This is a genomic window from Kiloniellales bacterium (genome assembly GCA_030064845.1).
Taxonomy (GTDB): domain Bacteria; phylum Pseudomonadota; class Alphaproteobacteria; order Kiloniellales; family JAKSDN01; genus JASJEC01.
Map to the genome: position 1 here is coordinate 20,302 of JASJEC010000087.1, position 11,884 is coordinate 32,185.

The following is an 11,884-nucleotide window of genomic DNA, read 5'->3' on the forward strand; positions in this document are numbered from 1 at the left end:
GCAAGGCTCCAATCAGCAGGCCCAACGGGGTTCCGGGTTCGACTATACAGTCTTCACTCGGCTTGCCAGCCGGCAAAAAGCAGCTCACGACAAGGTCTTCGCATACGCGGGCGCGTAGTCCGTGCCCGATCTGGCATCGCAGGCCATGAGGCAGCGCAGAGCGAGGTCGTAGGAACCGTAGATCTCGTGAAGAGCGAGGGCCATTTTCTTCAGCTGCGGCAGTTCCATGCTCTCCAGCTTGGTGAAATCACGCACGAAAACGGCGTCGGCCCAAAAAATCTGGCTGAGACCGGCGTAGAGGTCTTGCCCCGCCTGCAGAGGCTGGATCATGCGGCTGACCAGAGGCGCAAAACGATGAAACCTGAACCCGAGACCGCGGAGAAACAACTCCACCTCGGAGAACAGCGGCTGGCCGACATACATCGGCAGGAACTCGACCTCGGTATGAACGATCAGGCAGTCCGATAGCTTCTCGATGCCGTGGCGAAAAATCTCGAGCTCGGCGCCCTGGACGTCGATCTTGAGATAGTCCATCCCCTCGATCTCGCTGACATCGTCGAGACGCACGGTTTCGACGTCGACGCGCTCCCGAACCCGGGCCCATTCCGGAAAACCATGGAAGTATCGCAGCAGCTCGCTGTTCGGCTCGAGCAGAGAAGACATGCCGGGCGCTTGGCAGACCCGGAACTGGCGAGTCTTGCCGTCGAACACGGCGTAGGGGAGATAGCGTTCCCGGGGCCCGCTCTGCGCCCTCAATTGCTCGAGGGCCTCGGGGTCCGGCTCGAAGCCGACGACCCTGGCGAGGCCCGCATCAAGAAGCTTTCGGTAGGGACTGCCGCCGCGTCCGGCACGAGCGCCGATATCGACGACGTCGAGCTGTCCCTCGAACTCTATGGTCTCGGCGAGCGTGTGTTGGACCTCAATCATCACCCTCCCAGACAGAAGGTTACGCCGACGGCTTCGGCCGGCCTGTTAGATGGGTCGCCGCTTGGGCGCAGGGCCCCGAGGGTTGGCTACAATCGCGCCCGCGTAAAGGGCTTTCGCTGCCGCGTCCGGCTTGACAGAGCAGTCTGCGAGTGATCTGCTTCCGTTCAGCGCCGATTTGAAGCTTAGCTTGCGGGCGCTATAGAAATGCGGCTAAAGCGAGCGGCAGGACCGCCCGGCGCAGCCGCGGCGGTTTTTTTGTTTCCCGGCTCCTGGCGCGCCGGACCGGGCAGCGGGACAAGGTGGAGGAGCAGTCATGGCACAAGACGGGTATGCAGGCGATGTCGGTCCGGCCGAGGCCTGGAAGATACTGCAAAGCGAGCCCGACGCCGTCCTGATCGATGTCAGGACCGACGCCGAGTGGGCCTATGTGGGCCTGCCCAACCTTCGCCCCCTGAACCGGGCGCTGCACTGTATTCCCTGGCAGCTGTTCCCGACCATGGCGCTCAATCCGCACTTCGTCGAGCAGGTCGCCGGAAACGGCGTCACGCCCGGGCAAACGGTGCTTCTGATCTGCCGCTCGGGCATCCGCTCGCGCCACGCGGCGATCGCCCTGACCCAGGCGGGCTTCAGCCGTTGCCTCAACGTCGCCGACGGGTTCGAGGGACCCTGCGACGCCGCGGGCCACCGCGGGCAGACGGCGGGCTGGAAGGCCACCGGCCTGCCCTGGTCCCAGCAGTGACGCGGAGGAAAGGGTCGAATGCCATGAAACCGAATCGTCAGGCCGGCGCGGCGAGCGACAAGGCGGCGCCTCGGCCCTGGCGCCGCCAGACCGCCCTGGTCCGCGGCGCCCTCAGCCGCAGCCCGTTCGGCGAAACCGCCGAGGCCATCTACACGACCTCCGGCTACGTTTACCAGACGGCCGAGGAAGCCGAGGCCGCCTTCAAGGGCGAGCAAGCCCGCTACATCTACTCCCGCTACGGCAACCCGACCGTCTCGGTCTTCGAGACGCGCCTGAAGGAACTCGAGGGCGCCGAAGCGTGCCGGGCGACCGCCAGCGGCATGGCGGCGGTCTTCGCTTCGCTGATGTGTCAACTGAACGCCGGTGACCGGGTCGTCGCAGCCCGGGCGCTCTTCGGGTCCTGCCACTACATCATCGCTGAAATTCTACCGCGCTTCGGGATCGAGACCGTGCTGGTCGACGGAACCGACCTCCGGGCCTGGGAACGGGCCCTGGCGCCCGGCGCCCGCTGCGTCTTCCTGGAATCGCCGTCCAACCCGACCTTGGAGATCATCGACCTCGCCGCCGTCGCCGGATTGGCGCACAGTGCCGGAGCGAAGGTGATCGTCGACAACGTCTTCGCCACGCCGGTCCTGCAACGCCCCTTGGACTTCGGCGCCGATATCGTCGTCTACTCGACGACCAAGCACATCGACGGGCAAGGCCGCTGCCTCGGCGGCGCGATCCTCTGCGACCAGGCCTTTGTCGACGACCACCTGCTCGGCTTCTACCGCCATACCGGTCCTTCGATGAGCCCGTTCAACGCCTGGGTCATGCTCAAGGGCCTGGAGACGCTTCAGCTTCGCGTCGCCCAGCACTGCGCCAACGCGCGCCGGCTCGCCGGGTTCCTGGCGGGTCAGAAAGCCGCCCGGCGGGTGCTCTATCCCGGCTCCGAGAGCCACCCCCAAGCCGCGCTCGCCGCCCGCCAGATGGAGGACGGCGGCTCGCTGATCGCTTTCGAGCTGGGAGGCGGGAAGGAACGGGCCTTCCGGTTCCTCAACGCGCTCCGGCTGATCGACATCTCGAACAATCTGGGAGACGCCAAGTCATTGATCACCCATCCGGCCACCACGACCCATCAGAGGCTGAAACCGGAGGAGCGCGCGGAGCAGGGAATCGGCGACGGGCTGATCCGACTTTCGGTCGGTCTGGAAGACGTGGCAGACATCGAGGAGGACCTCGCCCAGGCGCTGGCCGCTTGAGGCCAGGAGGAGCAGCTAGAAGACCCCGGTGAAGTTGTCCATCACGTCGAGCACCGCCGGCCCCAGCAGCACGATGAAGAGCGGCGGCAGGATGAAGATGATCATCGGGACGGTCATCAGGGCGGGCAGGCGAGCCGCCTTTTCCTCCGCCTTCAACATGCGCTCGTCACGGGATTCCTGGGACAGCACGCGCAGGGAGTGCGCGAGCGGCGTGCCGTATTTTTCCGACTGAAGCAGCGTGTTGACCATGCCGCGCACAGCCGTCAGGTCGCAGCGCAGAGCGAGGTTCTTCAGCGCGTCTTGGCGCTCCGGCAGGAAGCCGAGCTCGATGCTTGTCAGGCTGAACTCGTCGGACGCCTCGGGCGCCGCGTTCTCGATCTCATCGGCGACCCGAGAGAGCGTCGCGTCCAGGCTGAGACCCGCCTCGGCGCAAATCACCATGAGGTCCAGCGCATCGGGCATGGACTTCTGGACGGCCTTGTAGCGCTTGGTCGTCGCGTTCTTGATGACGATCTCGGGGAGAAAGAACCCGAGGACCACCATCGCCATGGTGGCGAGCATGTTGCCGCTACCGCTCATGTTGCCGAAATTGGCGCCATAGGTCAGGAAGAGCGCGGCGGCGCCCATGCCGAACGGCAACACGAACTTGGCGAAGAGATAGCGGGTCATGGCGTCGGGCGACCGCCATCCGGCCTGAGCCAGACTCAGCTTCATCTTCTCGGTCCGCTCCGAGCGGGCCAGCTGCAGGCGGTCGACCACCTGCTTCATGACCTCCGGCGCCTGCTTCTTTTCCTGCGAACGGCGCGGCGCCAGCAGACCCTTGCGCAAGGCCTCGCGCTGCTGGGCAAGCATGGCGGCGCGCTTGGCCGCCTGGTCCCGGTGGAGCAGCGCCGACCAGACGGCGAAGGTACTCACAAAGGCGGTGATCGCGGCGAGCAGGACGATAACATCCTCGATCGCCGTTCCCTCCGGCAGATACTCCAGGATGTTCATATCTCGAACTTCACCATCTTGTACATGACGCCGCCGCCGATCATGAACATGAGGGCCCCGACCGCCAGCATCACGTTGCCACGGCTGTCAATGAACAGCTTCATGACGTAGGAATTGTTGACCACGTAGATGAGGGAGCCGACGACGAACGGCAGGGAGCCGATGATGTAGGCGGAGGCCTTCGCCTCGGAAGACATGGCCTTGATCTTCATCTTGAGCTGCCGGCGGCCGCGCAGGACCGAGGAGAGGTTGCCGAGGGACTCCGACAGGTTGCCGCCGGTCTCCGCCTGGATCGACAGGCTCACGGTGAAGAATTTGAACTCCTGCAGGTTAAGCCGCTCCGCGGTTTCCCAGAGCGCCTCCTCCAGCTTGGTACCCATCCGGACAGCATCGGTCACCCGGCGCAGCTCCTCGCCGACCGGGTCGGGCACTTCCTGACCGGCCGTCTTGATCGACTCGCTGATCGGCAGGCCGGATTTGAGGCCGCGCACCATGAGGTCGATGGCGTCGGGAAAAGCGTCCACGAACTTGTTCTGACGGCGCTTCGCCATCGCGCCGACGACCACATGCGGCACCGCCACGCCCGCCACGATACCGATGAAGAGGGCGCCCAGGGGCGGCACCAGCCCCGACGCGATGCAGGCGAGTGCGGCCGCGACTCCGATCGCGAAACAGATACCCAGGTAGCGTCCGAGCGGCGCTTCGATCCCCGCCGCGGCCAGGCGTTTGCGCAGGAGTTCGCGCTGCGGCAGCGCGTTCTTGATCAGCTTGTCCAAGGCCTGGATATCACTGTCGGCCGTGGATTTCTTGACGTTGACCTTCCTGGTCGGGGCCGACGCGTCCTTGGGTTGCCGCCCGCCCTTGATCTGCTGGACCCGCTGGTTCAGCTGCTTCTCTTTCGAGCCGCCGACCGCGAAAGCCAACAGCAGAAGGACGACCCCCCCGAGGGGAATCATCAGGAGAAGCAGATCCTCCGGGTTCTGCGGACCGGCGAGCAGGTCCTCGATCATCCCATGGCCTCCATGAGACGCTTGTCGAGGCCGAAGTAGGCGGCGTTGGGCGTGAAGTTCGGCCGCAGGCCCGAAGACTTGAAGCTGCCCTTGACGGACCCGTCTTCGCCCTCGCCCTCGAACTGGAAGGTGAAGAGGTCCTGGGTGGTGATGATGTCGCCTTCCATGCCGACGATCTCGGAGATGTAGGTGATCCGCCGCATACCGTCGCGCTGGCGCTGGACCTGGACGATCATGTCGACCGCGGCGGCGATCTGGGTGCGCACCGCCTTGCTGGGCAGGTTGATGCCGGCCAAGCCGACCATGTTCTCGAGGCGGGTCAGCGCCTCGCGGGGTCGGTTGGCGTGGATCGTGCCGAGCGAGCCGTCGTGGCCCGTGTTCATGGCCTGCAGGAGGTCGACAGCCTCGGCGCCGCGCACCTCGCCGAGGATGATGCGGTCGGGGCGCATACGCAGCGAGTTCTTGACCAGGTCGCGCATGTCGATCTCGCCCGAGCCCTCCAGGTTGGCCGGCCGGGTTTCCAGGCGCACGACGTGGGGCTGCTGGAGCTGGAGCTCCGCGGCGTCCTCGATGGTCACGATGCGCTCGCCCTGGTCGATCATCTGCGAGCAGGCGTTCAGAAGGGTGGTCTTGCCCGATCCCGTGCCGCCGGAGATCAGGATGTTGAGCCGGGCGCGGGCAGCGATCTTCAGGACCGTGCACATCTCGGGCGAGATGTTGCCCTGTTTGGCCATGACGTCGAGCGTGATGCCCTTCTTGGCGAACTTCCGGATTGAGATCGAGGGACCGTCGATCGCCAGCGGCGGAATGATGATGTTGACCCGGCTGCCGTCCTTGAGACGGGCGTCGCAGAGCGGCGTTGTTTCGTCGATCCGGCGGCCGACCTGCGAGACGATCCGGCGGCAGATGTTGAGCACATGCGGGTCGTCGCGGAAACGGACGTCGGTCAGCTCGAGCTTGCCCTTGCGCTCGACGTAGACCTGATGGGCGCCGTTGACCATGATGTCGTTGATGCCCTCGTCGGCCAACAGCGGTTCCAGCGGACCGAGGCCCAGCATGTCGTCGAGCAGAAGGTCGACGACCGCCGTGTGCTCCTGGCCGTTCAGGCGGAGCTGCTCTTCCGCGAGCAGCTCGGAGACGATCTCGCCGACCTGGGAGGAGAGTTCCTCGCGCGGCAGCTGGGAGGCGGCCGCCAGATCCAGGCGCTCCATGACCAGAGGCTGGATCCGCTCCTTCGCGGCCTCCACCGCGGAGTTGTAGGCCGGATTGGCACGCCGCTGCTCGGCGACCGAGCTGGCTTCGGCCTTCTGCGGACGCGGGGTCGCCGCCGCGTTACGCCCGCCCGCCGAGCGGCCGCCGCCCGCCGGCGCCACCGGGCTGCAACGGGTCAGCCAATCGATAAGGTTGGAGACCAACGTCCTGCGCTCGAGCAGGTTGAACTTCTCGGCCTCGGCCCCGAGGTCGTCGGTGACGATCTGACCGATGCGCAGCGCCAGCTCCGGGCGCGCGAGTGAACCGACGTTCTCCCCCTCGAAGGCTTCCAGCAGCCGCGGCTTCATCCTCTCGAGATAGGGTCCGAGATCCGAGCCCTGCTTCTTTCCGGCTTCGGCTCGGAGCGTTTGTCCGGCCATCTAGGGTGTGCTCCTCTTGCCCATTCTGAAACACGGTTCATTCAGCAGTCCGCCCGGCACGCCGACCGCGGGGTTCCCTGCATCGATGCTACCCATTGCTCCTGCTTCCCAGACCAGGAAGGCTGAACAGCGACTTCTTGGGCGCGCCCTTCGCCTTCTTCGACGCCTTGGCGCGCTTGCCCATGACGTCGCCGGCCAGCTTCTGCATAACCCGGCTCGCCTTGCTGCGCGGCGCGGCGTGCACCAGCGGCTTGCCTGAGTTGGCGGCCTCGTTGAAGGCCTTGGCCTCGTCGGGGACAAGCAGGTCGACCTTGCGTCCGAGGGCCTTTTGGAAGTCCGGCAGGCGCATGGCCTGCTGGTCGCCGCCGCCCCGGTTGGCGACCACCATGACCTTGGCCTTCGAGCCGGCCTCCTCGACGTTGCCGAGCAGGCGGATCGTGTCGCGCAGCCCCGAGAGCGAGAGCTCGGTCACCAAGAGGACGTGGGTCGCCGCCTTGAGCACCTGGTGGCGCAGGGCGTAGGACCTGCGGGGCAGATCGACGACAAGGCACTCGTTGGACTTGCCGAGAATGTCGAAAAGCGCCTCGACGCCGTCGCTGGCGAACACGATCTCGCCGGCCAGGCTCTCCTCCGTGGCCATGACCGACAGCCGGTCGGTCACCTTGGCGGTAGCGCTCGAGATGAACAGGCCGTCGATCCGGGACGGGTTCTCGAGGGCCTCCCTCAGCCCGCGGGTCGGTTCCTGATCGAGCGCCAGGGCGACGGTCCCGAATTCGAGATCCAGGTCGATCAGGGTCGTGCGCATGCCGAAGCTCTCGGCGAACAGCCAGCTGAAGTTGACCGCCATGGTCGTCGCGCCGACCCCGCCCCGAGCGCCCAGCACAACGATCTTGCGTGAATTCTCGGTCACGGGGGCCGCCGACGTGCTGGCGGTGGCGACGGGCTCCTCGGCCCGCTCCAGTGCCCCGGCCAGGGCCTTCTCGTTCACCGGCTTGACCAGGTAGTCGGTCACGCCGGCCTCGGTCAGCTCGCGGTACAGCGAGATGTCGTTCACCTCGCCGATACCGATCAGACGGGTGTCTTCGGTAAAGGCGGTGGTCAGCGACAGCATCGCGCTCAAAGGCGAGTTGTTGTCGCCGATGTCCACGATCAGCACCCGCGGGGCCGGCGCCTCGGAAAGAAAGGCGAGCGCATCGGATGTGTCACCGTCACGCACGACCGGCTCGTCGTAGAACTGGCGCGCGACCGTCGATACGATCTCCTTGGTCTGGATATCGTTCACGAAAGCGACGCAGTCCGCCCCCGCCATGGCCAGCGAGTCTGACTCCGCGAAATCCTCAGCCGCGCTCATATCCGCGTTATCCCTCTATCAGTTATCGCTGGTCGACTCGATATTGAGACCACCGTCATCCTGATCTCTCTGTGCAGGCTCGCGATATCCCTTGATCCCGCGCGCCGTCGATTCCGCGTCGGCAGGACCGAGGAGCCGGCCGCGCACAAGGTCACGCGGGTCCGCTACCATCATGCCGAGCGCGCTGTTGTAGGCGCAGCCGACCTGGTAATCGGGACGGTTCGCGATCCAGGGCTCACCCGTGTCGCAGTCCGGCGTCATGACGACGGCGCGATTGACAACGACAGCCACGTAGTTGGCTCCACCGGGCAGCGCCGGCGTCTCCACCACCGTTATCGGCAGCCCGAGCCCGCTCAGTTCGTCGCGCATGTAATCGCTTCGGGCGCTGATCTTGGGGGTCGCGGCACCGTAGGGATCTTGGGGAACCTGCACCTCGATGCGGTCACCCAGGCGAAGATTGCCTTCCGCCATGAACTGCTGCAGCCGGTCCCGTTCCACCGCGTCGAGGCGAACCGACTGCGGCTCGAAATCGGCATAGTGCACCAGCTTGACCGACTCCACGAAGACGTCCGGCCGCGCGGGAATCTGCCGCCAGTTGCCGTAGGTCAGCGGGTTGTAATCCTGGATCGTGGTGTCGGGCGGCAGACAGCCCATCAATCCGAGACCGGAGGCCAGCGCCAAGAGGCTCGAGGCGCGGCGGATTTTCCAGTGCTTACGAGGGTTGGCCATCGGTTTACTCCACGATGAACTCGGCCCGGAATTCCGAGTTCTGGGCGAGAGGAATCTGGGCGTTCAGAGGAATGGTCGCGGGGGCGTTCGGCGCCCCAGCCAGAAAGCCACCGCGCGGCGCAGAGGGATCCTGCTTCATGAAGGGATCCGTCGGAAGCGGCAGGCGCTGGTTGGTCGGCTGGACCAGATAGGGCGTCGCAATGATCAGAAGCTCGGTCTCATTGCGCTCGAAACGGTCACTCTTGAAGAGTTCGCCGAGGATCGGGATCTCTTGCAGGGCCGGCGTTCCGCGAAGCGATTCTTCGGACGAGTCCTGCAGCAGTCCGGCGAGCGCGAAGCTCTGACCCGAGGCGACCTCGATCGTCGTCTCGGCACGGCGTGTGCGAATGCCCGGCAGAATGGTGCCCTGGAGCTGGATCGCGCCTGCAGTCGAGAGTTCACTCACTTCCGGCCGGACCCGCATGCTGATGCGGTCTTGACTGAGGACCGTCGGCGTAAACGCGAGGCTGACGCCGAACTCCTTGAAGATGACCGTAACCCGGCCGTCTTCCTCGACCACGGGGATGGGAAACTCGCCGCCGGCCAGGAAACTCGCCGTTTCCCCGGACATGGCGGTCAGGTTCGGCTCGGCCAGGATGGAGATCATGCTGTCCTGGGCGAGCGCGTCGATCAGGCCGTTGATGTCGAAGTTGCCGGCATCGCCAACACCCACTGCGTTGTCGACGGAGCCGTCTCGAAGAACCGGAAGAGTGAAGGGATTGCCGCCGGTCGCAAGCGCGAGAGCAATGTCGGCGTTCTCGAAGGCAATCTCCCAGTTGAACCCGAACTGCTTCACCACCGCGCGCTCGACCTCGGCGATCCTGACCCGCAGGTTGACCTGGTTGGGGCCGGCGACGGCGATCCGGTTGATGACCTCCTCCTCCTTTTCGATGAATCGCTCGGCCAGGCGCCGGGCGTTCTCCGCGTCGGCCGGATCGGTGACGTAACCGCGCAGGATGATGGCACCGTCGATCGAAACGGCCTCGACCGAGCCGCTCGAGACGAAGGCCGACAAGGTGTCGTTCAGCCGGCTGACGTTGTGGACCACCTCAACCTTCAGGCTGGCGATCAGGCGATCGTTGCGGTCGACGGCATAGAGCGTCGTTTCGCCCGTCTTCTTGCCGAAGATGTAGACCAACCGCGGCGACTTGACCGCGACATCCGCGATCCCGGGATTGGCGATGAAGACCGAGTTGGCCGCGGCGCTCAGCTTGATCAGGCGGCCTTCGCTGATCTCGACCTGAATGGGCTGTTCAGCGCCAGAATTGGCCGACGCGGCGCCCAAAGCATCGTCGACGTTGCCGACGAGGGCGAAGGCGATAAAGCCGAGCGCGGCGAGTCCGCGCCTGCAGTTCCGGAGGGAAATCATTTCGACACCTGCTCTTCCTGCTTGCTGCTGCCACGGACTACCGAGACACCGGACCCGGCGATGCCCTTCAGGACGCTCGCCTCGAAGTCCCGCGTGGCTGTGCGGCCGCGCGTGGCAACCGGCTCTGCCAGGGCCTCTCCGGAGTTGACGATGCGCCTAAGCTCGGCTTCGTCCTTGGCCAAGCTCCTCAAGCTCAGCGAGAGACGGCCGATCGTATCGGCGACCGCCAGAATCTCGGCCTGCTTGGGAGAGACTTCGAAGGTCACGGTCTTGCCGACCCGCGGCTGCCCGGTCTGGTCCTCCAAGGTCTGGTCGATCGCCAGAACCCGAAGGTTCTTGAGGACGGTCTCACTGACCTGTTGTTTGACGCCGTTGGCGTCGATCGTGTGGGTCATGATCAGATCGACCCGGTCTCCGGGAAACACCAGACCGGCGATGCTCGAAGTGGCGTTGACCTTAATGGAGTAGGCGCGGAAGCCGGGTTTCAGCACCGCGGCCAGAAAACCTCGGTCTCCAGGCGTGATCATCTGCCCCTTGACGATCGGCGCTCCGCTTATAATGCTCCGGCGAACCACGGCGCCGTAGAGGCTCTGACTGTCGAACTGCCCTTGGACGAGATAGTTGTCGGGCAGATTGTCGTCGGGCCAGGTTTGCCATCGGAGGTGCTGCTCGGTGACGAACATGCCGATCGGCAGATCGGCCCTCGCAACCAATACCTTGGTTTGCTTCTTTTCCTCCTTGACGACGACCTTCGGCGCGGCTCGCTGCGAGGCGAGCCAACTGCGGGCGACGAACATCGTCCCCACAGTGAGCAGCAAGGCGGCCGCGACAAGCATGATGCTACGTGCTGACATGACTGACCGTTCTCCTTAACGGGCCGTTGACGCTTACAGTAACCCTAGAACGGTAAAGGCCACGTAAAGGCCGCCCGCACCGATTGACACACCGTAAGGCATTGGTTTTCTGGCGAAATCTGGATCCGCCTGAGTGAAGGGGATCATGCCCAGACTGGGTGCGCGCTGTGCCCGGTGCCGCAGCCATAGCGCGATCGCCATGAGGCCACCCGCCAAGGCGGTAAGGATAAGAAAACCGGCGACGTGGTCGGCTCCGGCCCAGAGCCCGACCGCCGCCACGAGCTTCGCGTCGCCGCCGGCGGTCCACCCTCGCAGATAGATCAAGAAGCCGAGCGCGAAGAGAACGCCGGAAACCAGAATGGCGATCCACCACTGCACGGGATCGGGCGCAGTGAGCACGTGTGCCGGATAGAGGAGGACGATCGACAGGCAGTAGCGATTCGGGATCACCATGCGCCGCGCATCCTCGATGGCGGAGGCCACAACCAGTATCATGAAGCCCAACGCGACCGCGGTGTGAAGCGCCGGGAGAGAGGCTTCAAGCATCGTCCTCGTCCACGACTAGTCGGCAGCGCGCCCCTTCATCTGGGCAAGGAGCCGGCTGACCGGGACGCGTCGTGAGCTTCGCGTCTAAAGGTTACAAATCCCTCTCTGCCAAAGGTTTTGACGCAAAAAAGGGGCCGGAGCGTTTGCCGCTCCGGCCCCTTTTCTTACTGGTCCGATGGTGACCCCGGGCCGTTTCCGGCCTCCAGGGGTCACGCCACCCTGGTTACGGGGCGGGCATCGCCTCCTCAAGCTGGGAGTCGACCACCGAGAACATGCTCGACAGCGACGTGCCCATGCCCTGCAGCGCGGCAATGGCGGCAACGGAAACCAGAGCGGCGATCAGGCCATACTCGATGGCCGTGGCGCCCGACTCGTCCTTCAGAAAGGACACGAAAGACTTTTGCATGGTTGCAACCTCCAATAAGGGCCTAACTGCGCGCATTATCACGCCAATT

The 11,884-nt window shown here is 65.0% G+C and carries 12 protein-coding genes; 2 read left to right on the forward strand and 10 right to left on the reverse strand.

The window, feature by feature from the left end:
* Window positions 1–84 precede the first annotated feature (84 nt).
* On the reverse strand, window positions 85–927 hold the full coding sequence (locus tag QNJ67_21160; GenBank protein ID MDJ0611496.1) for an FkbM family methyltransferase: 843 nt from the start codon (window positions 925–927) through the stop codon (window positions 85–87).
* Window positions 928–1,240: 313 nt separating this feature from the next.
* Between QNJ67_21160 and QNJ67_21165 the strand changes: the two genes are divergently transcribed.
* Together QNJ67_21165 and metZ are read left to right on the forward strand one after the other, a co-directional pair.
* A complete protein-coding gene (locus QNJ67_21165; protein MDJ0611497.1) occupies window positions 1,241–1,666 on the forward strand; it encodes a rhodanese-like domain-containing protein in 426 nt (141 codons plus the stop codon).
* A gap of 23 nt (window positions 1,667–1,689) precedes the next feature.
* A complete protein-coding gene (gene metZ, locus QNJ67_21170) occupies window positions 1,690–2,907 on the forward strand; it encodes an O-succinylhomoserine sulfhydrylase (protein ID MDJ0611498.1) in 1,218 nt (405 codons plus the stop codon).
* A gap of 15 nt (window positions 2,908–2,922) precedes the next feature.
* Here metZ and QNJ67_21175 read toward each other — a convergent pair whose 3' ends face one another.
* The 9 genes from QNJ67_21175 to QNJ67_21215 form a co-directional block, all read right to left on the reverse strand.
* A complete protein-coding gene (locus QNJ67_21175) occupies window positions 2,923–3,900 on the reverse strand; it encodes a type II secretion system F family protein (GenBank protein MDJ0611499.1) in 978 nt (325 codons plus the stop codon).
* Window positions 3,897–4,910 carry a type II secretion system F family protein gene (locus QNJ67_21180; GenBank protein ID MDJ0611500.1) on the reverse strand — a complete coding sequence of 338 codons (1,014 nt, stop codon included), beginning with the start codon at window positions 4,908–4,910 and terminating at the stop codon, window positions 3,897–3,899. The genes QNJ67_21175 and QNJ67_21180 overlap by 4 nt, the downstream gene beginning before the upstream one ends.
* The gene (locus tag QNJ67_21185; protein MDJ0611501.1) at window positions 4,907–6,541 is read right to left on the reverse strand and encodes a CpaF family protein; all 1,635 of its coding nucleotides are present in this window, start codon (window positions 6,539–6,541) and stop codon (window positions 4,907–4,909) included. The genes QNJ67_21180 and QNJ67_21185 overlap by 4 nt, the downstream gene beginning before the upstream one ends.
* An 88-nt stretch (window positions 6,542–6,629) precedes the next feature.
* Window positions 6,630–7,892, reverse strand: a complete 1,263-nt coding sequence (locus QNJ67_21190) for a hypothetical protein (protein MDJ0611502.1) — start codon at window positions 7,890–7,892, stop codon at window positions 6,630–6,632.
* Between the two features lie 18 nt (window positions 7,893–7,910).
* Window positions 7,911–8,621, reverse strand: a complete 711-nt coding sequence (locus QNJ67_21195) for a CpaD family pilus assembly lipoprotein (protein MDJ0611503.1) — start codon at window positions 8,619–8,621, stop codon at window positions 7,911–7,913.
* 4 nt (window positions 8,622–8,625) lie between these two features.
* Window positions 8,626–10,029 carry a type II and III secretion system protein family protein gene (locus QNJ67_21200; GenBank protein MDJ0611504.1) on the reverse strand — a complete coding sequence of 468 codons (1,404 nt, stop codon included), beginning with the start codon at window positions 10,027–10,029 and terminating at the stop codon, window positions 8,626–8,628.
* On the reverse strand, window positions 10,026–10,865 hold the full coding sequence (cpaB, locus tag QNJ67_21205) for a Flp pilus assembly protein CpaB (protein ID MDJ0611505.1): 840 nt from the start codon (window positions 10,863–10,865) through the stop codon (window positions 10,026–10,028). Before cpaB ends, QNJ67_21200 begins: the two co-directional genes overlap by 4 nt.
* A 51-nt stretch (window positions 10,866–10,916) precedes the next feature.
* Window positions 10,917–11,429, reverse strand: coding sequence for a prepilin peptidase (locus tag QNJ67_21210; GenBank protein MDJ0611506.1), 513 nt, complete (start codon window positions 11,427–11,429; stop codon window positions 10,917–10,919).
* Between the two features lie 223 nt (window positions 11,430–11,652).
* On the reverse strand, window positions 11,653–11,835 hold the full coding sequence (locus QNJ67_21215; protein ID MDJ0611507.1) for a Flp family type IVb pilin: 183 nt from the start codon (window positions 11,833–11,835) through the stop codon (window positions 11,653–11,655).
* Between the last annotated feature and the right edge of the window lie 49 nt (window positions 11,836–11,884).

What these genes read in the sequence shown, in the direction of transcription:
- QNJ67_21195 (MDJ0611503.1), bottom strand. Translation starts at nt 8,621, where the DNA reads ATGGCCAACCCTCGTAAGCACTGGAAAATCCGCCGCGCCTCGAGCCTC.
- QNJ67_21190 (MDJ0611502.1), bottom strand. Translation starts at nt 7,892, where the DNA reads ATGAGCGCGGCTGAGGATTTCGCGGAGTCAGACTCGCTGGCCATGGCG.
- QNJ67_21175 (MDJ0611499.1), bottom strand. Translation starts at nt 3,900, where the DNA reads ATGAACATCCTGGAGTATCTGCCGGAGGGAACGGCGATCGAGGATGTT.
- QNJ67_21210 (MDJ0611506.1), bottom strand. Translation starts at nt 11,429, where the DNA reads ATGCTTGAAGCCTCTCTCCCGGCGCTTCACACCGCGGTCGCGTTGGGC.
- QNJ67_21215 (MDJ0611507.1), bottom strand. Translation starts at nt 11,835, where the DNA reads ATGCAAAAGTCTTTCGTGTCCTTTCTGAAGGACGAGTCGGGCGCCACG.
- QNJ67_21180 (MDJ0611500.1), bottom strand. Translation starts at nt 4,910, where the DNA reads ATGATCGAGGACCTGCTCGCCGGTCCGCAGAACCCGGAGGATCTGCTT.
- QNJ67_21185 (MDJ0611501.1), bottom strand. Translation starts at nt 6,541, where the DNA reads ATGGCCGGACAAACGCTCCGAGCCGAAGCCGGAAAGAAGCAGGGCTCG.
- metZ (MDJ0611498.1), top strand. Translation starts at nt 1,690, where the DNA reads ATGAAACCGAATCGTCAGGCCGGCGCGGCGAGCGACAAGGCGGCGCCT.
- cpaB (MDJ0611505.1), bottom strand. Translation starts at nt 10,865, where the DNA reads ATGCTTGTCGCGGCCGCCTTGCTGCTCACTGTGGGGACGATGTTCGTC.
- QNJ67_21200 (MDJ0611504.1), bottom strand. Translation starts at nt 10,029, where the DNA reads ATGATTTCCCTCCGGAACTGCAGGCGCGGACTCGCCGCGCTCGGCTTT.
- QNJ67_21165 (MDJ0611497.1), top strand. Translation starts at nt 1,241, where the DNA reads ATGGCACAAGACGGGTATGCAGGCGATGTCGGTCCGGCCGAGGCCTGG.
- QNJ67_21160 (MDJ0611496.1), bottom strand. Translation starts at nt 927, where the DNA reads ATGATTGAGGTCCAACACACGCTCGCCGAGACCATAGAGTTCGAGGGA.